This window comes from Streptomyces sp. DSM 15324, from assembly GCF_001514285.1.
Classification (GTDB): domain Bacteria; phylum Actinomycetota; class Actinomycetes; order Streptomycetales; family Streptomycetaceae; genus Streptomyces.
Genome location: NZ_KQ949025.1, coordinates 453,999 through 478,221, shown reverse-complemented (window position 1 = coordinate 478,221; position 24,223 = coordinate 453,999). Strand labels below are relative to the sequence as shown.

General features: G+C 70.9%; 22 protein-coding genes. 14 read left to right on the top strand and 8 right to left on the bottom strand.

The annotated features are described in order from the left end of the window. Positions 1–26 precede the first annotated feature (26 nt). The 5 genes from AQJ58_RS12440 to AQJ58_RS12420 all read right to left on the bottom strand — a co-directional run bounded on the left by AQJ58_RS12440 (position 27) and on the right by AQJ58_RS12420 (position 5,125). Positions 27–1,289 carry an NAD(P)/FAD-dependent oxidoreductase gene (locus AQJ58_RS12440; protein ID WP_234360030.1) on the bottom strand — a complete coding sequence of 421 codons (1,263 nt, stop codon included), beginning with the start codon at positions 1,287–1,289 and terminating at the stop codon, positions 27–29. After that, a complete protein-coding gene (locus AQJ58_RS12435) occupies positions 1,286–1,699 on the bottom strand; it encodes a GtrA family protein (protein ID WP_067248836.1) in 414 nt (137 codons plus the stop codon). The genes AQJ58_RS12440 and AQJ58_RS12435 overlap by 4 nt, the downstream gene beginning before the upstream one ends. Continuing rightward, the gene (locus tag AQJ58_RS12430; RefSeq protein WP_067248833.1) at positions 1,692–2,690 is read right to left on the bottom strand and encodes a glycosyltransferase family 2 protein; all 999 of its coding nucleotides are present in this window, start codon (positions 2,688–2,690) and stop codon (positions 1,692–1,694) included. Before AQJ58_RS12430 ends, AQJ58_RS12435 begins: the two co-directional genes overlap by 8 nt. 111 nt (positions 2,691–2,801) lie before the next feature. Then, positions 2,802–4,139, bottom strand: coding sequence for a polysialyltransferase family glycosyltransferase (locus AQJ58_RS12425; RefSeq protein ID WP_067248830.1), 1,338 nt, complete (start codon positions 4,137–4,139; stop codon positions 2,802–2,804). Then, entirely contained in the window at positions 4,139–5,125 is a 987-nt protein-coding gene (locus AQJ58_RS12420) for a glycosyltransferase family 2 protein (protein ID WP_067248827.1), read from the bottom strand. Before AQJ58_RS12420 ends, AQJ58_RS12425 begins: the two co-directional genes overlap by 1 nt. A 197-nt stretch (positions 5,126–5,322) precedes the next feature. Here AQJ58_RS12420 and AQJ58_RS12415 point away from each other — a divergent pair, with 197 nt between their 5' ends. From AQJ58_RS12415 to AQJ58_RS12400, 4 genes are all read left to right on the top strand, one after another. Further along, a complete protein-coding gene (locus tag AQJ58_RS12415; protein ID WP_079078885.1) occupies positions 5,323–6,678 on the top strand; it encodes a DUF6716 putative glycosyltransferase in 1,356 nt (451 codons plus the stop codon). An 868-nt stretch (positions 6,679–7,546) separates the two neighbouring features. Beyond that, the gene (locus AQJ58_RS12410; protein WP_067248822.1) at positions 7,547–8,761 is read left to right on the top strand and encodes an N-acylneuraminate cytidylyltransferase; all 1,215 of its coding nucleotides are present in this window, start codon (positions 7,547–7,549) and stop codon (positions 8,759–8,761) included. A gap of 13 nt (positions 8,762–8,774) precedes the next feature. Next, positions 8,775–9,713, top strand: a complete 939-nt coding sequence (locus AQJ58_RS12405) for an N-acetylneuraminate synthase family protein (protein ID WP_067248820.1) — start codon at positions 8,775–8,777, stop codon at positions 9,711–9,713. Between the two features lie 47 nt (positions 9,714–9,760). Next, on the top strand, positions 9,761–10,870 hold the full coding sequence (locus AQJ58_RS12400) for a hypothetical protein (RefSeq protein WP_067248817.1): 1,110 nt from the start codon (positions 9,761–9,763) through the stop codon (positions 10,868–10,870). A 205-nt stretch (positions 10,871–11,075) separates the two neighbouring features. Here the strand turns inward: AQJ58_RS12400 and AQJ58_RS12395 are convergent, their stop codons facing one another. Beyond that, the gene (locus AQJ58_RS12395) at positions 11,076–11,738 is read right to left on the bottom strand and encodes a class I SAM-dependent DNA methyltransferase (RefSeq protein ID WP_067248814.1); all 663 of its coding nucleotides are present in this window, start codon (positions 11,736–11,738) and stop codon (positions 11,076–11,078) included. 273 nt (positions 11,739–12,011) lie between these two features. Between AQJ58_RS12395 and AQJ58_RS12390 the strand changes: the two genes are divergently transcribed. The 10 genes from AQJ58_RS12390 to AQJ58_RS40665 all read left to right on the top strand — a co-directional run bounded on the left by AQJ58_RS12390 (position 12,012) and on the right by AQJ58_RS40665 (position 23,011). Continuing rightward, complete coding sequence (locus AQJ58_RS12390) at positions 12,012–13,253, top strand: amidohydrolase (protein ID WP_067248811.1); 1,242 nt, start codon at positions 12,012–12,014, stop codon at positions 13,251–13,253. A 317-nt stretch (positions 13,254–13,570) separates the two neighbouring features. After that, positions 13,571–14,608, top strand: a complete 1,038-nt coding sequence (locus AQJ58_RS12385; protein WP_079078884.1) for a BMP family lipoprotein — start codon at positions 13,571–13,573, stop codon at positions 14,606–14,608. A gap of 243 nt (positions 14,609–14,851) precedes the next feature. After that, positions 14,852–15,904, top strand: coding sequence for a BMP family lipoprotein (locus AQJ58_RS12380; protein ID WP_067248809.1), 1,053 nt, complete (start codon positions 14,852–14,854; stop codon positions 15,902–15,904). 220 nt (positions 15,905–16,124) lie between these two features. Continuing rightward, positions 16,125–17,777, top strand: coding sequence for an ABC transporter ATP-binding protein (locus AQJ58_RS12375; protein ID WP_079078883.1), 1,653 nt, complete (start codon positions 16,125–16,127; stop codon positions 17,775–17,777). Continuing rightward, positions 17,774–18,889 (top strand): ABC transporter permease, encoded by a 1,116-nt coding sequence (locus AQJ58_RS12370; RefSeq protein WP_067248803.1) that lies wholly within the window; start codon positions 17,774–17,776, stop codon positions 18,887–18,889. Before AQJ58_RS12375 ends, AQJ58_RS12370 begins: the two co-directional genes overlap by 4 nt. Then, positions 18,889–20,151, top strand: coding sequence for an ABC transporter permease (locus tag AQJ58_RS12365; RefSeq protein ID WP_067248800.1), 1,263 nt, complete (start codon positions 18,889–18,891; stop codon positions 20,149–20,151). The genes AQJ58_RS12370 and AQJ58_RS12365 overlap by 1 nt, the downstream gene beginning before the upstream one ends. Beyond that, positions 20,148–20,540: a cytidine deaminase gene (locus AQJ58_RS12360; RefSeq protein ID WP_067248799.1), complete on the top strand. Its 393-nt coding sequence runs from the start codon at positions 20,148–20,150 to the stop codon at positions 20,538–20,540. Before AQJ58_RS12365 ends, AQJ58_RS12360 begins: the two co-directional genes overlap by 4 nt. Before the next feature lie 95 nt (positions 20,541–20,635). After that, a complete protein-coding gene (locus AQJ58_RS12355) occupies positions 20,636–21,919 on the top strand; it encodes a thymidine phosphorylase (protein ID WP_067248796.1) in 1,284 nt (427 codons plus the stop codon). Between the two features lie 96 nt (positions 21,920–22,015). After that, positions 22,016–22,603 carry a Uma2 family endonuclease gene (locus AQJ58_RS12350; protein WP_067248793.1) on the top strand — a complete coding sequence of 196 codons (588 nt, stop codon included), beginning with the start codon at positions 22,016–22,018 and terminating at the stop codon, positions 22,601–22,603. Between the two features lie 51 nt (positions 22,604–22,654). After that, positions 22,655–23,011, top strand: coding sequence for an STAS domain-containing protein (locus AQJ58_RS40665; RefSeq protein WP_159056240.1), 357 nt, complete (start codon positions 22,655–22,657; stop codon positions 23,009–23,011). Here AQJ58_RS40665 and AQJ58_RS12345 read toward each other — a convergent pair. Together AQJ58_RS12345 and AQJ58_RS43280 are read right to left on the bottom strand one after the other, a co-directional pair. Continuing rightward, positions 22,895–23,920 carry a sigma-70 family RNA polymerase sigma factor gene (locus tag AQJ58_RS12345; RefSeq protein ID WP_067248791.1) on the bottom strand — a complete coding sequence of 342 codons (1,026 nt, stop codon included), beginning with the start codon at positions 23,918–23,920 and terminating at the stop codon, positions 22,895–22,897. The genes AQJ58_RS40665 and AQJ58_RS12345 overlap by 117 nt on opposite strands. A gap of 110 nt (positions 23,921–24,030) precedes the next feature. Beyond that, positions 24,031–24,192 (bottom strand): hypothetical protein, encoded by a 162-nt coding sequence (locus tag AQJ58_RS43280; protein ID WP_159056239.1) that lies wholly within the window; start codon positions 24,190–24,192, stop codon positions 24,031–24,033. Positions 24,193–24,223 lie beyond the last annotated feature (31 nt).

Below are 24,223 nucleotides of genomic sequence, written 5' to 3'. Positions count from 1 at the left end.
GGGCCCCTTCCGATGTGCGCGACCGCTCAGCGCAGCCCGAGCGAGGCCGTCACCTTCCGGGCCATCTCCACCGAGTAGCTCTGCCCCCGGTCCTGCGGGTAGATCTGGGCCATCGTCGCCAGCGTGACCCGGCTCATCGGGGTCTCGTGGCCCGGTATCAGCGCCCGGTACCGCGGGGTCACCACGGGCTGGGCGAAGCCGGCCTTCGAGAAGTGCCAGTCCTTGATCCAGGCCGGGTCGAAGGCGGGGTTGATCCGCTTCAGGTACGGCACGAACGCGTTCAGCAGCTCACCGGGGTCGGTCGTGAAGCGCCAGTCCTCGCGCTCGACGTAGTTGCCGACGTAGAGGATGTGCCGGCCGCCGTAGACCGACGGATCGATCATCTTGGTGTGCTCGACCACCGCGAGGAACGGGAAGTCCGGCTCGTTGATGTTGAGCCAGTAGTACGGGATCACACTGCGGTCCAGTTCCAGGACGAAGCAGGTGGCGCCCAGGTACTGGTTCTTCCACACCGCGTCCTCGGCCGGCAGCCCCGCCGCCTTGGCGAAGGCGGGCTGCGGCGTGGTGACGATCAGGTGCCCGAAGCGGTACGTCGACCCGTCCGCGCAGGTCACGACCGGCGTGTCGCCCTCCTGCCGGATGGTCTCGACGGCCTTGCCGAACTCGACCTTCCCGCCGCGCTCCTCGATCCCGTCCCGCAGCGCCGCGTACACCCGCTCGAATCCGCCGTCCACATAGCCGAGTTCGAAGGTCCGGCAGTGGATGCGGGCCCACAGCCAGGCCATCGACACCTGCTCGGCGCGGTCCCCGAACTTGCCCCGCAGCAGCGGCTCCCAGACGGCCGCCGTGGCCTTCTTCCCGGCCCTCCTGCGCAGCCAGGCGAGCGCGGTGAGGTCGTTGTACCGCTCGCCGTTGCGTACGGCCTTCAGCACCGCCGAGGAACCGGCGAAGCGCACCGCGTCCACCGGCGAGAACTCCGGGAAGCGGAGCATGTCGAACGGGGTGGTGAAGTCGATGAGCCGTCCGCCCCGGTAGATCCCGGTGGTCGGCCGGTGGAAGCGCAGCGCGTCCCCGAGCCCCAGCTCCCCGATGAGCGCGATCATCGCCTTGTCGCTGCGGAAGATGTGGTGGTAGTAGCGCTCCAGCGGCACCCCGCCCACCTCCAGCGAGGCGGCCAGCCCGCCGAGTTCACCGGCGGCCTCCAGGATGGTCACCTGATGCCCGGCGCGCACGGCGTCCCAGGCGGCGGTGAGGCCGGTGGCGCCGGCGCCGATGATGCCGAGGTTCACGCGAAACTCCATTTTTTGTTGAGCACGAACTGGAGCGCCAGGACCAGCGGCATCGAGCCCACCTTGACGAGGTTGGCGTTGATCCCCAGGCCGTCGGTGAAGGCGAGGAAGAGCAGGTTGGTGAGGGCGATGCCGGTCAGCCCGACGGCGTAGAAGCGCAGGAAGCGGACGACGAGCCGGTCCCGGGCCTCGAAGGTGAAGCGGGCGTTGAGGGCGAAGTTGTTGGTGATGGCGAGCGTGGTGCTGATCGCGTTGGCGAACTGCTCGTCCATCGCGGCCCCGCTGTGCAGCAGCAGGAAGACGACGAGGTCGAGGGTGACCCCGCTGCCGCCGATCAGGGTGTAGCGGACCAGCTGGCGCACGGTCCGGGAGGAGGGGCGCGCCGGGATCCTGGCCGTGGTCTCAGTCATCGGCCCGGGAACCGCCGATCACCTCGCGCACCAGGTACAGCGGACGGCCCTGCGCCTCGCTGTAGATGCGGCCTATGTAGGTGCCGATGACCCCGAGGGAGAGCATCTGCACGCCGCCGAGGAACAGCACGACGACCATCAGCATCGTCCAGCCGGAGACGGTGATGTCGGGGCGGAAGAACTTCATCGCGAGGGCGTAGACGATGCCGGCCATGGACAGGGCCAGGACGACGAAGCCGAGCCGGGTGATCATCTTCAGCGGGACGGTGGAGAAGCTGGTCACGCCGTCGATGGCGAGCTTGGCCATCTTGCGCAGCGGGTACTTGGTCTCGCCGGCGAAGCGTTCGTCGCGGTCGAAGGCGACCTCGGTCTGCCGGTAGCCCATCGAGGCGACGATCCCGCGCACGAACCGGCTCTTCTCGCGGTACTTGCGCAGCTCGTCGGCGACCCGCCGGTCGAGGAGGCGGAAGTCGCCGGTGTCCAGCGGGATGTCGACCTCGGTGGAGGAGCGCAGCACGCGGTAGTAGAGGTGGGCGGTGGTCCGCTTGAACGCGGTGTCCTGGCGGCTGCGGCGGCGCGCGTGCACGATCTCCGCGCCCTCGCGCCAGGCGTCCACCAGCTCCAGGCTGACCCGCGGCGGGTCCTGGAGGTCGGTGTCCATGACGATCACCGCGTCGCCCCGGGCGACGTCCAGTCCGGCGGTGATGGCGATCTGGTGGCCGAAGTTGCGGGCGAAGTCGACGATGCGTACCCGGCCGTCCTGCTCGGCCAGCGCCCTGAGGATCGCCAGCGAACCGTCGGCGGAGCCGTCGTTGACGTACACCATCTCGAAGTCGAGCTCGGGGCGGCCGGCGAGGGCTGCGGTCAGCTCGGTGTGGAAGGCGGCGATGCCGTCCTGCTCGTTGTAGACCGGCAGGACGTAGGAGATCAGCGGCCGGTGTTCCGGTGCCGGGGCGGCGACCGGTTGGTGGGAGAGCGCTGTTTGCAGCATTCGGGGAAGCTATGGAGCGTGGGTGAACCGCGGCCCAACTCCGTACGTCCGAAAGCGGGCTTCCCCATTGCTCTTCATCTTTTCGGGTTTATGTGACCGAGTGGTGGCGTATCACCGCTTGATCGCCTTCCGCAGGGCCTTCGCCCGCCGTACCACCCGGCGGGCCGTGGAGTTGTGCGGAAGGAACGCCAGCCGTTCCGGGATACCGCCCGGAAGCCCGAGGGAAGTCAGCCGCTTGCGCTTGAAGTAACGCTGGGTGCGCGGGCCGAGATGGGTGCGCAGCCAATTCTCCGTCTCGGGACGGAGACCGGAAAGAATCTGCGGCTGCATCACGAATCCGACGGAGGCGAGCAGTCCGCTCAGCAGATCCGCCGAAATGATCTCGTCCTTCTCCTCCAGGTCCGGCAGGAGCGCGTCCGCCAGCACCACCGGCACCCGGTTGCTGTTCTGGTACGGCGTCAGCCGGTCCAGCAGCGGCCCGGTGCCGACCCGCGCCACCGGCAGTTCGTAGAACGCCGACGCGGTGAACAGCGCGGTCGAGAAGCAGCCGACGACCAGCGCGGGCCGCGCCTTCTGGAACAGCACCTCGGCCAGCACGGGCACGTCGAGGACCGTGAGGTCCACCCCCAGCTTCGCCGCCTCCGTCTCCAGGGTCCGGCTGTAGCGGGCCGGGGCGGACGGATGCGGCTTGAACACGACCGAGCGGTGGCCCCGCGCCACCGCCCCCCGCATCATCCGCACGTGCAGGTCCTCCTCCTCGTCCGCGGACATGATGTCCAGCGCGGAGAGGTACTGCCCGAGCAGCAGCGCCGAGTCGTCCGGCAGCGGCGGCAGGCCGGGTACGGCGTCGGCGACCTGCCCGAGCACCTTCAGGAACGCGGCCGACGGAACCGTACCGGCGGGCACCCCGAACTCGGTGAGCAGCAGCGGTACGAGCCCCGGCACCAGGTCCAGGTGGAGCAGCCGGCGCACCCGGGTGCCGATCAGCGGGTCGAGCTTGTTGCGGGTCGGGCCGTAGCTCATCAGGCCGTCGGCGTAGACCTCGATCGGCGCGCCCGGGAACACCTGGGCGATCGCCTGCGCCGGGTTGACCTGGACGGACTCCAGGACGATCGCCACCCGATCCGTGCCGAGCCCCCACAGCAGCCGCAGGTACCGCTCGAACAGCGGGACGTCGTCGGGACGCGGGGTCCAGGCGCCCGGGTGGAAGGGGCTGATCGCCTCGTTCCAGGACAGGACCTCGTCGAAACGGTCGCGCAGGGGCGCGAAGCCCGGCATCTCGTCGAGAGCCGGGGAGGTCTCCGGGTTCGTCGCGTTGTTGCACACCAGCAACAGCCGCCGCCCGGCCGCCGGGAAGCAGCCGGCGTCCAGGGCGGCGGCGAGGGTGGCCGCGCCGTACAGCGTGGAGGCGCAGAAGATCTGGGTGGTCTGTCCGGTGGTGCGTGCCATCAGGCGGCCGCCTTCGCGCTGGTGATCTGGCGCCTGAGCCGCCGCAGCTTGGCCGAGCGGCGCAGGTCCATGGTGTCGAGAACGTCGGTGAGCAGCTCCTGCGGCATCCGCCGTATGGCCGCCGAACTCATCGTGCGCAGTTGCTTGGCCACGGCGGGCTCGAACTTGTCGATCTCCGCGAGATGGTGGGCGATGATCGCGCAGTAGGTGCGCACCGCCTTCGGCAGCAGCCGGTCCGCCTCCCGGTCCCCGGCGGTCTCCTCGATCACCTGGTCGAAGGCGCGGATGAAGTCGAGCTGACGGGCGTCGCCGATCTGGGTGAGCGAGGAGGCGACCCCGCGGCGGTAGAAGACGCCGTGCAGGTTCAGCACCGCGAACGACTCCGCCTCCCGGTGCAGCTTCCAGATCCACGGCCGGTCCTCGGCGGTGCGCAGCCCGTGCGTGAAGTGCAGCAGCCCGCGGTCGAGGAGGCGGCGGTGGTAGGCGCCGGCCCAGGCGTAGGCGTAGTCGACGGACGTGGAGCGGTCGACCGGCAGGATCGCCTCCCGCGGACTCAGCACCTCCTCGCGCCGCCCGAGCGGATGCCGGACGATCGTGCGGGCCCGGCCGGTGGCCTGCACATGGTCCGTCCGGACGACGTCGCAGCCCAGCGTCTCGATCGCGGTGACCAGCTCGGTCAGATACCCGCGCGCCAGCCAGTCGTCGCCGTCCAGGAACGTCAGGTACTCGCCGCTCGCCGCGTCGAGTCCGGTGTTGCGCGCGGTGGCCAGGCCTCCGTTCTCCTCATGGCGGACGTAACGCACCCGGGCGACCTCGGAAAGCTCCTCGACGGCCCGTTCGAGAATGGCCGGAGTTTCGTCCTTCGACGCGTCGTCCACCAGTACGAACTCAAAGTCCGGGCGGGCGTTGAGACGAAGGCTTCTGAGGGTGTCCGGCGCGTATTGCTGGACGTTGTAGAACGGCACGATCACGGAAAGCTTTGGCACGGCGAAATCCTAGGAGGGCCCCCGACAACGGAACTTTCCGTTGCGGAGACGGGCGGTGAACTCAATGTGTCGGAATGGTGCACCGGGCGTGCGTGGCGGCTCCCGCGGGCCCAGTTCGGCCACCGGTGGGCTGCTGTTAACTTTTCGTTGAATCGAGGTTGGGCCAACCCTGGGTTTTGCTTTCTAGCGTCTTCGGCGTGCCAGCAAGTAGTGCGAACCCCCCACGGATTGCCGTCCTCGCGGACTCCGACACCCGATGGAAATGGGGTGCGCTGACCGCCTCCAGGATCGTGCCCGGATCCGGAAGCGGGGTGCAAGCCGACCCGGTCGTCCCCGTCCTCGACGGGTACCTCCTGCGCGGCCGCGCCACCCCCACCCCGCGTCAGCTCGCCGAGGTCGGCGTGCACGCCGACTCCCTGCGCGAGGTCACGGCCGTCGAGTTCCTGCGCGCCATGACACAGGAGTCGTACGACGTCCTCGTCCTCGCGCTCGTCGGCGGCGGCGTCCAGGCCGTCCTGCACGGCCTGAAGCGGGTCTGGGAGGGCCGGGCCGACCGCCCCGTCGTCGTCACCGGCTATGTCGGCGTCGTCTACGAGAAGCTCGCCGACGGCCTGCTGCTGCGGCACGGGGCCGACCTCGTCCTCGCCAACTCCCGCCAGGACGCCGAACGGTTCCGCGCGGTCTACGACGGGGTCGGCGCCGACTCCTCCTCGGTGACCGAGGTCGCCCTGCCGTTCCTCGGCGGTGCCGCCTACACCGGCGAGCACGACCCCTACACGGTGGTCTTCGCCGCGCAGCCCTCCGTACCGGAGAGCCGCAAGGACCGTACGTACCTGCTGAACCGGCTCGTCCGGCACGCCCGGCTGCACCCCGAGCGCGAGGTGCTGCTGAAACTGCGCTCCCAGCCCGGCGAACACACCACGCACATCGAGGAACTGCCCTACCAGAAGCTGGTCCAGCGGCTCGACCCGCCCGCCAACTTCCGTCTGGTGTACGGCAACATGGGCGAGGTCCTCGACCGCACCGACCTGCTCGTCACGATCAGCTCCACCGCGGCCCTGGAGTCCCTCCACCGCCGTGTCCCCACCGTCGTCCTCAGCGACCTCGGGGTGCGCGAGGCCCTCGGCAACCACCACTTCGTCGGCTCGGGCTGTCTCGCCTCCTGGGACCAGCTCGACGCCGGCCACCGGCCCGCCCCCGACGAGGAGTGGATCGCCCGGCAGGGCGTCGCGGCCGGGGGTACCCCCTCCGGGGCAGGCTCGTACGCCTCCTCCTGGGACACCGCCCGTGAGCGCATCGCCAAGCTGCTCGACCGGCCCGGCGGCCTGCCGCCCCTGACCCCCTGGTACACGCCCGCCACCGCGCCCGGCTATCTGCCCGGCATCCTCGCGCGCCACCACCTCGGCCCCGACGGCAGCCCGCTGCCCGGCGCCCCCGCCTCCGACAAGGACCCCGGCCCGGTCCGCCAGATCGTCCGCCGCGCCGCACGCGGCGCCTACCGGCACGGGGTGCAGCGAGTGGCCCCCGTGATCCGCCGCATGGGGGAGCTGTGAGCGGGGGCCGTCCGGCGGCCGACGGAACACGAGCCGCCGAGCCCTCCAACTGCCCTGGCCCGGGGTCCGAGTCCATTGCCGAGGCGTCCTGCGGGCTCGGGTCCGGTGCTGGGGCGTCCTGCGGGTTCGGGTCCGGTGCTGGGGCGTCCTGCGGGTTCGGGTCCGGTGCTGGGGCGTCCTGCGGGTTCGGGTCCGGTGCTGGGGCGTCCTGCGGGTTCGGGTCCGGTGCTGGGGCGTCCTGCGGGTTCGGGTCCGGTGCCGGGGCGTCCTGCGGGCTCGGGTCCGGTGCCGCGTCGTCCCGGTGTCGGGGTTCCGCGGTGGCGTCGGCCCGGTGTCCGGGGTCTGCCGTGACGTCGGCGTGCGGGCTGCGGCCCGCCGCCAGGCCGGCCCGGTGTCCCGGGACTGCCGCGGCGCCGCCTCGCAGGCTCGGGTCGGCCGGCGACTCGGCCAGCGGCTGCGGGGCCGCCGTCATGCCTGCCGGTGGTTGCTGGTCCGCCGCCGCGCCCGGCGGTGGTTGCCGGTCCGCCGCCGTGCCCGGCGGTGGTTGCCGGTCGGCTGCCGTGCCTGCCCGTGGCCGCGGGTCCGCCGCCGTGCCCGGCGGTGGTTGCCGGTCGGCTGCCGTGCCTGCCCGTAGCTGCTGGTCCGCCGCCGTGCCCGCCCGTGGCCGCTGGTCCGCCGCGGCGCCCGCCCGTGGCCGCTGGTCCGCCGCGGCGCCCGCCCGTGGCCGCTGGTCCGCCGCCGCGCCCGCCCGTAGCTGCAGGTCCGCCGCCGTGCCCGTCCGTCGCCCCGGCCCCGTCATCGGGCTCGGTCGTCATTCCCGGGAGGGAGCGGCGTGAGTGATCGTCCTTCACCGCTAGGAGAAGCCCCCATGTCCGACTCCCCAGCGGGGCGCCGCGTTCTCGCCGTGATCCCCGCGCGCGGCGGCTCCAAGGGTGTGCCCGCGAAGAACCTCGCCCCCGTCGGCGGCGTCCCGCTGGTCGCCCGGGCCGTCCGCGAGTGCCGGGCCACCCGGCTCGTCACCGATGTCGTCGTCTCCACCGACGACCCGGCCATCGCCGCCGCGGCCCGCGAGGCCGGCGCCGAGGTCGTGCTGCGCCCGGCCGCCATCGCCGGCGACACCGCCACCTCCGAGGCAGCCGTCCTGCACGCGATGGACGCCCACGAGGCCCTGCACGGCAGCCCGGTCGACGTCGTCCTGCTCGTGCAGTGCACCAGCCCCTTCCTGGTCCGCGAGGACGTCGACGGCGTCGCCGGCGCGGTCGTCGAGCAGGGCGCGGACACGGCCGTCACCGTGGCCCCCTTCCACGGCTTCGTCTGGCGGCACGCCGACGACAGCGGCGAGGGCGGCCACGGCGTCAACCACGACAAGTCCTTCCGCCCGCGCCGCCAGGACCGCCCGCAGGACTTCCTGGAGACCGGCGCCGCCTACGCCATGGACGCCGCCGGCTTCCGCGAGCACCGGCACCGCTTCTTCGGCCGTACGGAACTCGTCCGCACCGACCCCGCCCGGGTCCTGGAGGTCGACGACCCGCACGACCTCGCCCGGGCCCGCGCCCTCGCCCCCCTCTTCGACGCGGACCGCCCCGACGGTCTGCCGACCGCGGACGACATCGACGCGATCGTCCTCGACTTCGACGGCACCCAGACCGACGACCGGGTGCTGATCGACTCCGACGGGCGGGAGTTCGTCTCCGTCCACCGCGGCGACGGCCTCGGCATCGCCGCCCTGCGCAGGAGCGGCTTCCCGCTCCTGATCCTGTCCACGGAACAGAACCCGGTCGTCGCCGCCCGGGCCCGGAAGCTGAAGCTCCCGGTCCTGCACGGCATCGACCGCAAGGACCTCGCGCTCAAGCAGTGGTGCGAGGAACAGGGCATCGCGCCGGAGCGCGTGCTCTACGTCGGCAACGACGTCAACGACCTCCCCTGCTTCGCCCTCGTGGGCTGGCCGGTGGCGGTCGCGAGCGCCCACGACGTCGTACGCGGCGCCGCACGCGCGGTCACCACCGTCCCCGGTGGCGACGGCGCGATCCGGGAGATCGCCGGCTGGATCCTCGGACCCTCCCTCTCCACCCTCACCAGGTAAGGAACGTTCCGCCATGAGCACCAACTCCCGTCTGCGCACGTTCGGTTCCCGCGAGGTCGGCCCCGGCCGCCCGGTCTACATCTGCGGCGAGATCGGCATCAACCACAACGGCGACCTCGAGAACGCCTTCAAGCTGATCGACGTGGCCGCCGAGGCCGGCTGCGACGCCGTCAAGTTCCAGAAGCGCACCCCCGAGATCTGCACCCCGCGCGACCAGTGGGACATCGAGCGCGACACCCCCTGGGGCCGGATGACGTACATCGACTACCGCCACCGCGTGGAGTTCGGCGAGGACGAGTACCGCCAGATCGACACCTACTGCAAGAAGAAGGGGATCGACTGGTTCGCCTCCCCGTGGGACACCGAGGCCGTCGCCTTCCTGGAGCAGTTCGACGTCCCCGCCCACAAGGTGGCCTCCGCCTCCCTCACCGACGACGAGCTGCTGCGCGCCCTGCGCGCCACCGGCCGCGCGGTCATCCTCTCCACCGGCATGTCGACGCCGAAGCAGATCCGCCACGCCGTCGAGGTCATCGGCAGCGACAACATCCTCATGTGCCACGCCACCTCGACCTACCCGGCCAAGGCCGAGGAGCTCAACCTCCGCGTGATCAACACGCTGGAGACGGAGTACCCGAACGTCCCGATCGGCTACTCCGGCCACGAGACCGGCCTGCAGACCACGCTGGCCGCCGTCGCCCTCGGCGCCGTCTTCGTCGAGCGCCACATCACCCTCGACCGCGCGATGTGGGGCTCCGACCAGGCCGCCTCCGTCGAGCCCCAGGGCCTCACGCGCCTGGTCCGTGACATCCGCACCATCGAGGCCTCCCTCGGCGACGGCGTGAAGAAGGTCTACGACTCCGAGCTCGGCCCCATGAAGAAGCTCCGCCGCGTCAGCGGTGTCGTCGCGGAGGCGGAGATCGCCGCGGCGGCGGGCGAGCCGGTCGCGGTCTGAGCCACCAGGGCCCGAGACACCCACCACTACGGGACGGTCGTACGAGGATGAGCCCCCGCGCCGGCATCGGCACCGGCACCACCCCCCACACCCTCGCCTTCGTCGAGAGCCCGGTGCAGCTCCTGAACGTGCTGGAGTGGGCGCACAACCGGCGGCACGCCGAGCTGCCCGTTCCGTCGCCCGCCCAGGAGGCGTCCGGCGCGGAGCTCACCCTCGTCGTCCTGTCCCCGACCGACCCGATGACCCGCGGACAGCTGCGGCGCATGGCCGAGCTGGCCCGCGACGAGGGGCACGCCGTGCGCTGGGAGGAGGCCCGCGGCGGGACCACGGCCCCCTTCCGCACGATCGGCGGGCTCGCCCCGCTGCTGCGCCGGGCCCGGCGGGTCGTCATGGGCGACCCGTTCTCCCGGTACGTCCAGCTCCTTCTGTCCATCACCAGGGCCACCGACCTCGTCGTGGTCGACGACGGCACCGCGACCATGGAGTTCGTCGGCCAGCTCGCCCGCGGCGAACGCCTCGTGCGCTGGCACCGCAAGGGCGGCCGGCCCGGCCCCCGCGACCTCCTCTTCGCCCCGGTCTCCTCCTCGGCCCGCCGCCGCCTCACCCCGTCGGCCGACACCCGGGTCGAGGTCTTCTCCGCGATGCCGGTCCAGGACGTCCCCGAGGGCGTCACGGTCACCGCCAACACCTTCACCTGGACCCGGGCCCGCTTCGGGCCGCCGCGGGTCACGAAGGGCGCGGACCTGGTCGGCACCTCGCTGGTCGAGACCGGTGTGGTGGACGCCGACCGCTATCTGGAGGCCGTCCGGGCCCTCGCTCGCGCCCATGGCGCGGCCCGCTACTTCGCGCACCGCCGCGAGAGCGCGGACAAACTCCACCGGCTGGCCGTGGAGACGGGCCTGGAGGTGGTCCGCCCCGACCTCCCCCTGGAACTGATCGCCCGCCGTGGCCCGATCGGCCGTACGGTCCTCAGCTTCCCGTCGACCGTCGTCCACACCCTCCCCCTGGCGCTCTCCGGCACGGACGTCCGCGTGGCGGTCTGCGACATCGACCCCACCTGGCTGACGGCACACGCGTCCCCAAGGGCCCAGGGCTTCCTGTCGGGGGTCACCGGGACGGCGCGGGACGTGCATCGGCTGGCGGCGGTGATGCCGTAACCGCGCACCGCCTTCTGGCTGCCGGCCGGCGGGGGCTGGTCGCGGAGTTCCCCGCGCCCCTGGGGGGCAGTTCCCCGCGCCCCTGGGGGCAGTTCCCCGCGCACCAGGGCGCGGTTCCCCCCGCCCCAGGGACTTGCAGTCCCGTGTCCCCTCAGCTGCGGGGCGGCACCCCGAGCGCGGGGGAGCGGCCCCCGCCCCCGGCCCGCTATCTGCCGGGCACCTGGGCCAGCAGATACGCCCGGGGGTACCGGCGGCCCTCCTCCGGGGCCAGCACCACGCGCGCCAGTACCTCGAAGCCCGCCTCCCCCAGCAGCCCCGCCATCACCTCCGGGTCCCGGAACCAGTACCGCAGCGAGACCTCGTGCCCGAAGCGTTCCGTGACGTGCAGTTCCTCGCCCCGCCCGGTCTGGAAGGCGAGGAGCAGATGTCCGCCGGGGACCAGCACGCGGCGGAACTCCCGCAGTACGGTCGGGAGTTCGGTGTCCGGCACATGGATCACGGAGAACAGCGCCAGCACTCCGGCGAGGGAGCGGTCCGGCAGGTCGAGCCCGGTCATCGAGCCCACGTGGAACCGCAGGTGCGGATGCGCCCGCGAGGCCAGCGCCACCATGCGCGGCGACACGTCCACCCCGAACACCGACAGCCCGAGCGCGTCCAGCCGCCGGGTCACGTACCCCGGCCCGCTGCCGATGTCCGCCACCGGCTCGCCGCCCCCGCGCTCCTTCACCAGGTCCACGAAGCCGGTGACCAGCGCTCTGTCCAGGTGCCGGTGCTCCAGCCCGTCCGCGAACTCCTCGGTGTAGGCCTCGGCCATCGCGTCGTAGGAGGTGCGGGCGGCGTGCAGGAAGTCGACGTCCAGGTCGGTCATGGGCGCGCACACTACCGGCGCGCGCGGCGGCTCGTACGAACGTCCGATGAACGATTCCGGAACGTGGACACGGCAGGCGCCCCACCCGCACCTCATGGTATGGGTGAGGTTAGGAAGAGGGACGGCGCCAGATGAAAATTCGGCGAGTTTACCCACCCTCTACGGCAACCATGCGTCGCGCGGCCAACTTTTCTTCCTCCAACAGGTTGAAATTTTGTTGATCGGGTCAGTTGACCGCTTCGGCGTCCTACCCTTCAGAGGGTGAAGCAACTGATGTCCCGAGAGTCCGAGGCCGAACCCGCGAAGCGCGCCGCCCTGCCCGGCACGCTGCCCGAAGCCCTCCGTGCGGAGCTGGTCGCCTTCCGGCGCGACATGCACATGCACCCGGAGCTGGGCAACCAGGAGTTCCGCACGACCGCCGCGATCAAGGCCCGCCTGGAGAAGGCAGGCCTCAAGCCGCGCGTCCTCAGCGTCGGGACCGGGCTCATCTGTGACATCGGGATCGAGGAGGGGCAGCCGGTCTCCGGCGTGCCCGTCCTCGCGATGCGCGCCGACATCGACGCGCTGCCCATCCCGGACACCAAGACCGAGTGCGCCTACCGCTCCACGGTCCCCGACCGCGCCCACGCCTGCGGCCACGACGTGCACACCACCGTCGTCCTCGGCGCCGGTCTCGTGCTCGCCGAACTGCACCGGCAGGGCCGCCTCCCGCGCCCGGTGCGGCTGATCTTCCAGCCCGCCGAGGAGGTGCTGCCCGGCGGCGCCGCCGACGCCATCGAGTGCGGCGCGCTGGACGGCGTCGGCCGGATCATCGCCGTGCACTGCGACCCGCGCGTCGACGCGGGTCTGATCGGGCTGCGCGAGGGCGCCATCACCTCCGCCTGCGACCGGCTGGAGATCACCCTGGACGGCCCCGGCGGCCACACCGCCCGCCCCCACCTCACCACCGACCTGGTCACCGCCGCGGCCCGGGTCGTCACCGACGTGCCCGCGCTGGTCGCGCGCCGGGTCGACACCCGGGCGGGCCTCGCGGTCACCTGGGGGCGGATCGAGAGCGGCCACGCCCCGAACGTGATCCCGCAGCACGCCGAGCTGTCCGGCACCGTGCGCTGCCTGGACATCGAGGCCTGGCGGCAGGCCCCGGACATCGTCGTGGCGGCGATCGACGAGGTCGCCAACCTGCACCGCGCCAAGTCCGAGATCAACTACGTCCGGGGCGTCCCGCCGGTCGTCAACGACGGCGCGGTCGCCGCCCTGCTGCACGACGCGATGGTCGCCCGGCGCGGCGAGGACGCCGTGGAGGGCACCGAGCAGAGCCTCGGCGGCGAGGACTTCTCCTGGTACCTGGAGCGGGTCCCGGGCGCGATGGCCCGGCTCGGCGTGCGTCCCCCGGGCGAGCGCACGGTGCGCGATCTGCACCAGGGCGACTTCGACGCCGACGAGCACGCGATCACCGTGGGCGTGGAGCTGTTCACGGCCGCCGCCCTGCTGGACGCGGCGACGCGGGACGCGTGAGGCGGTATCCGACCACGGGGGACGACGAGGTGACCGAAAGGTTCCTCTTCGTCCCCTTGTGTCACCCGTCCGTAACGCCCAGGACGCGCTTGCACGCCAAGGTCGGCACGAATCGATAACGGGAGCGGGCAACCCCGTTCCCCTCGACTTCTACGCGCGTTACTGTCGCCGAAATCGCCACCCGGTTCGGCTTGTTGGGGAGCCCCCCGGAACGGCGCCACCAAGGGGAAAGCGGGCCGGTCGCGGCGCCGTGGGGATGCGAAGGGGTACTTGCTGTGCGTCAGATATCTCGGAGGAGCAGATTCTCCCAGGCAGCGGTGGCCGTCGCGGTCATCGCGCTCGCGGCCACCGGCTGCGGTGAGTCCAGCACCGGTTCCAAGGCGAACGACTCGGCTTCGTCGTCGTCCGGGAAGTACTCGGGCAAGGGCATCGGTCTCGCGTACGACATCGGCGGCAAGGGCGACCAGTCCTTCAACGACGCCGCCTACGCCGGTTTCCAGAAGGCCGAGAAGGAGTTCGGCATCAGCGGCCGGGACGTCGAGCCGCAGGACAACGAGACCGACGCGGACAAGATCCAGCGGCTCACCCAGCTGGCTCAGGCCGGCTACAACCCGGTGATCGGCGTCGGCTTCGTCTACGGGCCGGCCGTCAAGGAGGTCGCCGCCAAGTTCCCGAACACCACCTTCGGGATCATCGACGACGAGAGCGTCCAGGCGAAGAACGTCGCCGACATGGTCTTCCACGAGGAGCAGGCCTCCTACCTGGCGGGCGTCGCCGCCGCCAAGGCCTCCAAGAAGGCGCACATCGGCTTCATCGGCGGCGTGGACATCCCGCTGATCCACAAGTTCGAGGCCGGGTACGTCCAGGGCGCCAAGTCGGTCAACCCGAGCATCAAGGTCGAGTCGCAGTACCTCACGGAGACGCCCCAGGAGGGCGGCTTCTCCAGCCCCGACAAGGGCAAGGACGCGGCGAGCGGCCAGATCGAGGCGGGCGCCGACGTCCTGTACGCCGCGGCCGGTCTGTCCGGTCAGGGCGTGATCAGCGAGGGCGCCGCCAAGAAGGTCTGGGTCATCGGCGTCGACTCCGACCAGTACAACCAGAGCGCGCTCGCCACGTACAAGGACTTCATCCTCGGCTCGGCGCTGAAGAACGTCGGCGGCGCGGTCTACGACCTCGTGAAGTCGGTGCACGAGGGCAAGCCGCTGTCCGGCGTGGTCCGCGGCAGCCTCTCCAACGACGGCGTCGGATTCGCCGACTCCAACCCGAAGTACAAGGCGATGACGGACGTCGTCGCGGCCGTGGACAAGGCCAAGCAGGACATCATCGACGGCAAGGTCACGGTCAACACCAAGTAACGCCCCGGCGGGGCCGCCGTAACGCCGGCCCCGCCCGTCCCGTACGCCCTTCCGGGCGTCCTCGCAGCCCACGCGCCCCCTGCGTTCCGCAGGGGGCGTTCTGCTGTACGTAACCTGGACTACAACTGTGGCCACAGCTCGATAACGGAGCGGACAGAAGGGTTTTTCCTCCCGGTCTACGCGCGTTACGCTGCGGCGGAACCAGCGCCTGGTTTGGGCGCTTGCACAAAGGAGTCTCGTTCCATGCGCCGGGTGTCCCGAATCGCGGCTGCGGGTGTTGCCACCGCAGCTCTCGCCGTGACCGTTTCCGCTTGTGGAAGCTCGTCCACGTCGTCCTCCTCGTCGGAGAGCAGCAAGAACAACCTGGGCCTCGCGCTCGCGTACGACGTCGGCGGCAAGGGCGACCAGTCCTTCAACGACGCCGCCACCGCCGGCCTGGAGCAGGCCGACAAGGAGTTCGGCTACAAGTCCACCGCGGTCGAGCCGCAGGACAACGAGTCCGACGCGGACAAGGTGCAGCGCCTGGAGAGCCTGGCCAAGGCGGGCTACAACCCGGTCATCGGCGTCGGCTTCGCCTACGCGCCGGCCGTCAAGGAGGTCGCGGCCAAGTACCCGAAGACCACCTTCGGCATCGTGGACGACGAGACCATCAAGGCCGCCAACGTCGCCGACCTGGTCTTCCACGAGGAGCAGGCCTCCTACCTCGCCGGTGTCGCGGCCGCCAAGGCCACCAAGTCGAACGTCGTGGGCTTCATCGGCGGTGTGGACGTGCCGCTGATCCACAAGTTCGAGGCCGGCTTCAAGCAGGGCGTCGAGGACACCAAGAAGGGCGTCACGGTCAAGTCGCAGTACCTGACCGAGACCGCCGCCGAGGGTGGCTTCTCCTCCCCGGACAAGGGCGAGAGCGCCGCCGACGGCCAGATCGACGCCGGTGCGGACGTCCTCTACGCCGCCGCCGGCCTGTCCGGCCAGGGTGTCATCAAGGCCGCCAACGCCAACAAGGTGTGGGCGATCGGCGTCGACTCCGACCAGTACAAGCAGGACGCGCTCAAGGCGTACAAGAACTCGATCCTGACCTCCGCCATGAAGAACGTGCAGGGCGCGGTCTACGGCCTGGCCAAGTCGGTCGAGGACGGCAAGCCCGAGACGGGCGTCGTCCGCGGCAGCCTGGAGAACGGCGGCGTGAGCGTGTCGAACTCCAACCCGACCTTCGCCGGCAACGCCGACATCCAGGCCGCGATCAAGAAGGCCGAAGAGGGCATCAAGAACGGCACCATCACCGTCAAGACCTCCTGATCCGGCGAATCGAACCGGTCGCAGGGATTGGCCTACAGGGCGCTGCGATGACAGCGTGACGGCCACGGAACGGGGCACGGGAACCACGGCGTACTCGTGCCCCTTCGCGGCAGAATGCTCGGAACGGATCGTGACCGAAAATGAGCGATCAGATCCGAGCACTATTTAAAGCAGGGGCGCTACGCGCGTAGAGCGGCCCCTTTCCCAAGGAGAGTGCGCCATCGACGCGTCCAGCAGCCCTCCGCTCACCGCACAGTCGACGATCGCGGTAGAGCTGGCGGGTATCACCAAGCGCTTCCCCGGAGTCGTCGCCAACCACGACATCCACCTGACCGTCCGCAAGGGCACCGTGCACGCCCTGGTCGGAGAGAACGGCGCCGGCAAGTCGACCCTGATGAAGATCCTCTACGGCATGCAGAAGCCGGACGAGGGCACCATCGCCGTCGACGGACAGCAGGTGAGCTTCTCCAGCCCCGCCGACGCCATCGCCCGCGGCATCGGCATGGTCCACCAGCACTTCATGCTGGCCGACAACCTGACCGTCCTGGAGAACGTGGTGCTCGGCAGCGAGAAGCTGCACGGCATCGGCGGCGCCGCCCGCAAGAAGATCAAGGAGATCTCCGACCGCTACGGCCTCGGGGTGCGCCCCGACGCCCTCGTCGAGGACCTCGGTGTCGCCGACCGCCAGCGCGTGGAGATCCTCAAGGTCCTCTTCCGCGGCGCCCGCACCCTCATCCTCGACGAGCCGACCGCCGTCCTGGTCCCGCAGGAGGTCGACGCCCTCTTCGCCAACCTGCGCGAGCTCAAGGCCGAGGGCCTCTCCGTCATCTTCATCTCCCACAAGCTGGGCGAGGTCCTCTCCGTCGCCGACGACATCACCGTCATCCGGCGCGGCACGACCGTCGGCACGGCGGTCCCGTCCGAGACCACCCCCCGCCAGCTCGCCGAGATGATGGTCGGCTCCGAGCTGCCCACCCCGGAGACCGCCGAGTCCACGGTCACCGACCAGGCCGTCCTCACGGTCGCGGGCCTCACCGTCTACGCCAGCGGCGGCGCCTCGATGGGCACCGAGGCCGAGCCCACCGGCGGCATCACGCTGGCTCCCGAGGGCGGCGAGATCAAGCGCGTCCTGGACGACGTCAGCTTCACCATCCACGCCGGCGAGGTCATGGGCATCGCCGGAGTCGAGGGCAACGGCCAGACCGAGCTGATCGACGCCCTGATCGGCACCAAGAACGCCGACGCCGGCACGATCTCCTTCCTCGGCGAGGACATCACCCCCTGGCCCACCCGCAAGCGCCGCGAGTCCGGCGTCGGCTACATCCCCGAGGACCGCCACCGCCAGGGCCTGCTCCTGGAGGCCCCCCTCTGGGAGAACCGAATCCTCGGCCATGTCACCGAGACGCCCAACGCCAAGGGCTTCTGGCTGAACCCCAAGGGCGCCCAGGCCGACACCCGCCGGATCGTCGAGGAGTTCGACGTCCGCACCCCCGGCATCGACGTCACCGCCGCCTCCCTCTCCGGCGGCAACCAGCAGAAGCTGATCGTCGGCCGCGAGATGAGCCACAACCCGAAGTTCCTGATCGCCGCCCACCCCACCCGCGGCGTGGACGTCGGCGCACAGGCCCAGATCTGGGACCGCATCCGCGAGGCCCGCCGCGAGGGCCTGGCCGTGCTGCTGATCTCCGCCGACCTGGACGAGCTGATCGGCCTGTCGGACACCCTGCGCGTGATCTACAACGGCAGGCTGGTCGCGGACGCCGACCCCGCCACCATCACCCCGGAGGAACTGGGCTCGGCCATGACGGGTGCCGCCACCGGACACCTTGAGCACGTCGAGGAAGCGAGCGCCCCGGAGGACGAGGCCCGATGAAGAAGTTCGACAAGGAGCGCGTGCTCCTCGCCGTGGCCGGACCGGTCATGGCGCTCGTCGCGGCGATCCTGCTGACCTCGGTCGTGCTGATCGCCTCGGGCAAGAGCCCGATCGAGCCGTACACGCTCATGCTGGAGCAGATCGGCTACTCCGACGTCCAGGTCCTGATCATCAACCAGGCGTCGCTGTACTACATCGCCGCCCTCGCGGTCGCCCTCGGCTTCCGCATGAACCTGTTCAACATCGGCGTGGACGGCCAGTACCGCCTCGCCGCGATGATGACCGCCGTGGTCGGCGCCCACATGGACCTGCCGGCCTTCCTCCAGGTCCCGCTGCTGCTGCTGGTCGCCGCCTTCACCGGCGGCATCTGGGCCGGCGTCGCGGGCGTCCTGAAGGTCACCCGGGGCGTCAGCGAGGTCGTCGCGACGATCATGCTCAACGCGATCGCCACCAGCCTCATCGCCTACCTCACCCTGCCCGACGTCTTCGGCCAGCTCGTCGGCGACAACAAGACCACCGGCATCATGAAGAAGTCCGGCTGGGTCCCCGGCATCAACCTGGGCGCCGACGTCGGCGAGATCTACGGCCTGGTCTTCCTCGCCATCGCGCTCGGCATCGTCTACTGGCTGGTCCTCAACCGCACCCGCTTCGGCTTCGACCTGCGCGCCACCGGCGAGTCCGAGTCGGCCGCCGCCGCCTCCGGCGTCGACGCCAAGCGCATGATCCTCACCGTGATGATCGTCTCCGGCGCGGTCTCCGGCCTCGCCGGTCTGCCGCTGCTGCTCGGCGACGCCCACACCTACAGCCTGAGCTTCCCGACCGGCGTCGGCTTCACCGCCATCGGCATCGCCCTGCTCGGCCGCAACAACCCCGGCGGCATCGCCCTCGCCGCCCTCCTGTGGGCCTTCCTCGACAAGGCGTCCCCCGCCCTCGACTACGCGACTCCCCAGCCGTACGAGAAGGAGATCGCGATGATCATGCAGGGCCTGATCGTCTTCGCGGTCGTCATCTCCTACGAGGTCGTCCGCACCTGGGGTCTGCGCCGCCAGCAGAAGCGCGTCGGTGAGGAACTCGCCGCCGCCGCGAACACCAAGAAGGAGGTGGCGGTCTGATGAGCACCGCGACCATCGCGAAGCCGAAGTCCGGGCAGCCCGGCAAGGGCGGCCGCCGGATGTCGCTGCCCGTCCTCCTGCTGGTCATCGCGGGCGTCCTGATCCTGACCTCGGCGGTCCGTCTGATCACCGGCGCGGACGGCATCACGTCCACCGGCCAGATGTCCACCGCCCTGCGCGCCGCCGTCCCGATCGGACTCGCCGGTCTCGGCGGTCTGTGGGCCGAGCGGGCCGGCGTCGTCAACATCGGCCTCGAGGGCATGATGATCCTCGGCACCTGGTTCGGCGCCTGGGCCGGCTACCAGTGGGGCCCGTGGACCGGTGTCGCCTTCGGCATCGTCGGCGGCGCGCTCGGCGCCGTCCTGCACGCCATCGCCACCGTCACCTTCAAGGTCAACCACATCGTCTCCGGTGTGGCCCTGAACATCCTCGCCCTGGGCGTCACCCGCTACCTGTCGAAGTTCACCTTCGAGGGCGCCCCGCAGGGCTCCTCCAAGCAGTCCCCGCCGATCGAGTCGCTCGGCACCTTCGACGTCCCCGGCCTGTCCGGCTGGCTGGAGACCCTCAACGACAAGCACTGGTTCCTGATCTCCGACCTCGCCGGCCTGGTAGGCGGCCTGATCACCAACCTGTCGCCGCTCACCGTCGTCGCCGTCGCCCTCGTCCCGGGCACCTGGTACGTGCTGTGGCGCACCTCCTTCGGTCTGCGCCTGCGCTCCTGCGGCGAGAACCCGGTGGCCGCCGAGTCCCTCGGCGTCAACGTCTACAAGTACAAGTACATCGCCGTGATCGTCTCCGGCGGCTTCGCCGGCCTCGGCGGCGCCTTCCTGTCGATCGTCGCGTCGAACGTCTACCTCGACGGCCAGACCGCCGGCCGCGGCTACATCGGTCTCGCCGCGATGATCTTCGGCAACTGGATGCCGGGCGGCCTCGCCCTCGGCGCCGGGCTCTTCGGCTACACCGACAGCCTCAACCTGCGCGGCGGCGCGACCAACGTCCACGCGCTGATCCTGCTGCTCGCGATCCTGCTGGTCGTCGGCGTCGCCTACCTGGCCTGGAAGAAGCAGTACGTCCCGGCCTTCATCACCGCCGCGGTCGCGGCCCTGATGTTCGTCTGGTACGTCAGCACCGACGAGGTCCCCAACCAGGTCGTCACCGCCACCCCGTACGTCGTCACCCTGCTGGTCCTCTCGCTGTCCGCCCAGCGCCTGCGCATGCCGAAGGCCGACGGACTGCCGTACCGGAAGGGACAGGGCAAGTGACCCCGGTCGACTGGGAGAAGCTGCGTTCGGTGGCCCGGGACGCCATGTCCCGGGCGTACGCCCCGTACTCCGGCTACCCGGTCGGCGTGGCGGCCCTCGTCGACGACGGCCGGATCGTCTCCGGCTGCAACGTCGAGAACGCCTCCTACGGGCTCGGCCTGTGCGCCGAGTGCGGGCTGGTCTCCGAGCTGCAGAACACCGGCGGCGGCCGGCTCACGCACTTCACCTGCGTGGACGGCAAGGGCGAGGTCCTGGTCCCGTGCGGCCGCTGCCGCCAGCTGCTGTACGAGTTCGGCGGCGCCGAGCTCCTGCTGGAGACCCCGGCCGGCATCCTGCCCCTCGCCGAGATGCTCCCGCAGGCCTTCGGCCCGGACCACCTCACCAAGTAAGCAAGCAAGCAAGCACCTCCGTACGGCCCCTCTGAATCGCTGGACACGCTCAGGGGGGCCGCACACTTTCTGGACCCTCGGAAGGAACGCACGCCATGGCCATGGACGCCATCTCCGTCATCCGCACCAAGCGGGACCGCGGCGAACTCAGCGACGCGCAGATCGACTGGGTCATCGACGCGTACACCCGCGGCGAGGTCGCCGACGAGCAGATGTCGTCGCTCGCGATGGCCGTCCTGCTCAACGGCATGAACCGCCGGGAGATCGCCCGCTGGACCGCCGCGATGATCGCGAGCGGGGAACGCATGGACTTCTCGTCCCTGTCCCGCCCGACCGCCGACAAGCACTCCACCGGCGGCGTCGGCGACAAGATCACGCTGCCGCTCGCCCCGCTCGTCGCGGCCTGCGGCGCCGCCGTCCCGCAGCTCTCCGGCCGCGGCCTCGGCCACACCGGCGGCACCCTGGACAAGCTGGAGTCCATCCCCGGCTGGCGCGCCCTGCTCTCCAACGAGGAGATGCTCTCCGTCCTCGACACCACCGGCGCCGTGATCTGCGCGGCCGGCGACGGCCTCGCCCCCGCCGACAAGAAGCTGTACGCCCTGCGCGACGTCACCGGCACCGTCGAGGCGATCCCCCTCATCGCCTCCTCGATCATGTCCAAGAAGATCGCCGAGGGCACCGGCTCCCTGGTCCTCGACGTGAAGGTCGGCACCGGCGCCTTCATGAAGACCGTCGAGGACGCCCGTGAGCTGGCCTCCACGATGGTCGGCCTCGGCACCGACCACGGCGTGAAGACGGTCGCCCTGCTCACCGACATGAACACCCCGCTCGGCCTGACCGCGGGCAACGCCCTGGAGGTCCGCGAGTCGATCGAGGTCCTCGCGGGCGGCGGCCCGGCGGACGTCGTGGAGCTGACCATCGCCCTCGCCCGCGAGATGCTCGACGCGGCCGGGGTGAAGGACGCCGACCCGGCGAAGGCGCTCGCCGACGGCTCGGCGATGGACGTCTGGCGCCGCATGATCGCGGCCCAGGGCGGCGACCCGGACGCCACCCTGCCGGTGGCCCGCGAACAGCACGTCGTCACAGCCCCCTCCTCCGGTGTCCTCACCCGCCTCGACGCCTACGACATCGGCATCGCCGCCTGGCGCCTCGGCGCGGGCCGCGCCCGCAAGGAGGACCCGGTCCAGGCGGGCGCGGGCGTCGAACTCCACGCCCGCCCCGGCGACACGGTCACCGCGGGCCAGCCCCTCCTGACCCTGCACACCGACACCCCGGAGCGCTTCGACTACGCCCTCCAGGCGGTGACCGGCTCCTACGACATCGCCCCGACCGGTACGGCGTTCACGGCATCGCCGGTGGTGCTGGAACGTATCGCCTGACCTGCGCTTTCCCCATGCGGGTGAACGGGATCGGTGGACCGCCGCCGGTCCCGTTCGGCATGCTGTGATGGGTGACGCACCGATAGGAGAACCGCCATGAGCGCACTCAGCGTCGAGTCCGAGTCCCCTAGCGGCAAGGACTGGGACGAGATCGTCCGTGTCTGGGAGGAAACGGACGCTCCGGAGGGCAGCAAGGTGGAGATCGTCGGAGGGATCGTCACCGTGTCGCCTCCGCCGTCCGAAGAACACAATGACACTGCCGAGCTACTGGTCGAGCGTCTCTATCCCGCGGTCCCGGAGGGCTGTGGCATCTACCAGACACTCGGCCTGGCTGTCCCTGAAACGGCAGGGTTCTTCGTTCCAGATGTGTGCGTCGTGCCCAGAGCCGCGTTGCGCCGCGGTAAGCGCGTGCATGCGGGTGAGGCAGAACTGGTTGTGGAAATCACGTCTCCCAGCAACGCCAACCACGACCGAGTCAAGAAGACACACGGCTACGCCCGCGCTGGTGTCCCTCTCTACCTCCTCCTGGATCCCTGGCACCGAGGCCGTCCCACGGCGACGCTCTACGGGGCCCCGGAAGACGGCACATACCGCGTCCTCGTTTCCGTCGAGTACGGCGAGAAAGTGGCGCTGCCCGCCCCCTTCGACCTGGACATCGACACCGGAGTCTTCCCCATGAACTGAGGCCGCAGTAGCGCCGCGATGAGTTGAGCCCCCCGCCGGGGTCTACCGCACGTGGACCCCAGGACACCGCCCGTACTCGCCCTGACCGGCCCTGTCACCCGCGAACGGGCGGCAGGGTTCGCCGATGCCGTACGGGCCCTGCTGACGGCCGGGGACGGCGGAGTCGTCGTCTGTGACGTCAGCGGGCTCGGGGGGCCGCCGGGACTGGCCGTCGTCGAGCTGCTGGCCCGGCTCCAGCTCGCCGCCCGCAGGGCCGGGGGACGGATACGGCTGCGCGGCCCCGATCCCGGCCTACGCGCCCTGCTCGACCTCGTCGGACTCCCCGTCGAGGTGGAGGGGGAGGCCGAAGAGGGGGAACCAGCGCTGGGTGTCGAGGTAGAAGTGGAACCCGGTGAGGCGGCCGTCTGAGATCTCCAGGACCTGGATCGCCCAGGGGCTGAAGCCGCCCTTGTCCGGGTCCGGCTTGTACTGGGCGAAGCCCGGCAGCCCGTTCACCCGGACCGGCAGGAGCCGCGAGCCCTCGCAGGCCGAGCCGAGCGTCGTCATGAACCCCGTGATGTCGTCGTGGCCGGTCAGCCACAGGTCGAACGGCGGCATCGTCATGATGGCGTCCTCGTGCAGCAACGCCGTCAGGGCGGCCATGTCGTACCCCTCGAAGGCCGCCACATAGCGCTCGAGCAGCTTGCGCTGCTCCTCGTCCAGCGGGTCCGACACCGCCGCGTCCGCGCCCGCCTCCGCCCGCTCGGCCAGCGTGGCCCGCGCCCGCTGCAACGCGCTGTTGACCGAGGCGACCGTGGTGTCCAGCAGTTCGGCGACCTCACTCGCCCGCCACGCCAGCACCTCGCGCAGGATCAGCACCGCGCGCTGCTTGGGCGGCAACTGCTGGAGCGCCGCCATGAACGCCAGCCGCACCGACTCCTTGGCGACCGCCGCCTCCGCCGGGTCCTCCACCGTGGGCAGCACGCGCGCGTCCGGCATCGGCTCCAGCCAGGTGTGGTCGGGGCGGGGCGCCAGGGCCGCCTGGGCGAGCGGAGTCGACTCCGAGAGATCCATCGGACGGGCCCGTTTGTTGCCCGCCGTCAGCATGTCCAGACACACGTTCGTCGCGATCCGGTACAGCCACGAGCGCAGACTGGAGCGGCCCTCGAACCGGTCGTAGCTCCGCCAGGCCCGCACGAGCGTGTCCTGCACCGCGTCCTCGGCCTCGAAGGACGAACCGAGCATGCGATAGCAGTAGCCCGTCAGCTCGACCCGGTGCCGCTCCAGCCGGACATCGAGATCCTCGACCGTCGCGGCGGCTGCCGTCCCGTCACTCATCCTCGTCCACCCACCCCTGTGGCCGTCCTGTCGCGCGCCTGTGCGCCCCAGCACTTCGGAAGCTACCCCAGCCCACTGACAATGGCCTGCCGAGTCGACGTACCCGCAGGTCAGGACAGCTGCTTCACGAACATCAGCAGATGCCGGTGGACACCGGGCGCGTCCACCGCGTCCCGCAGCGCCCGCGCCACCTCCTCCGCACCGGCCAGCGAGGCGGGCAGCCGCGGGCCATGAACGAACCCCCTGCTCGGTCGGCGCCAGTGGCTGCGCACCCTGGGCGCGACCACTGACAACGGGCCCTGA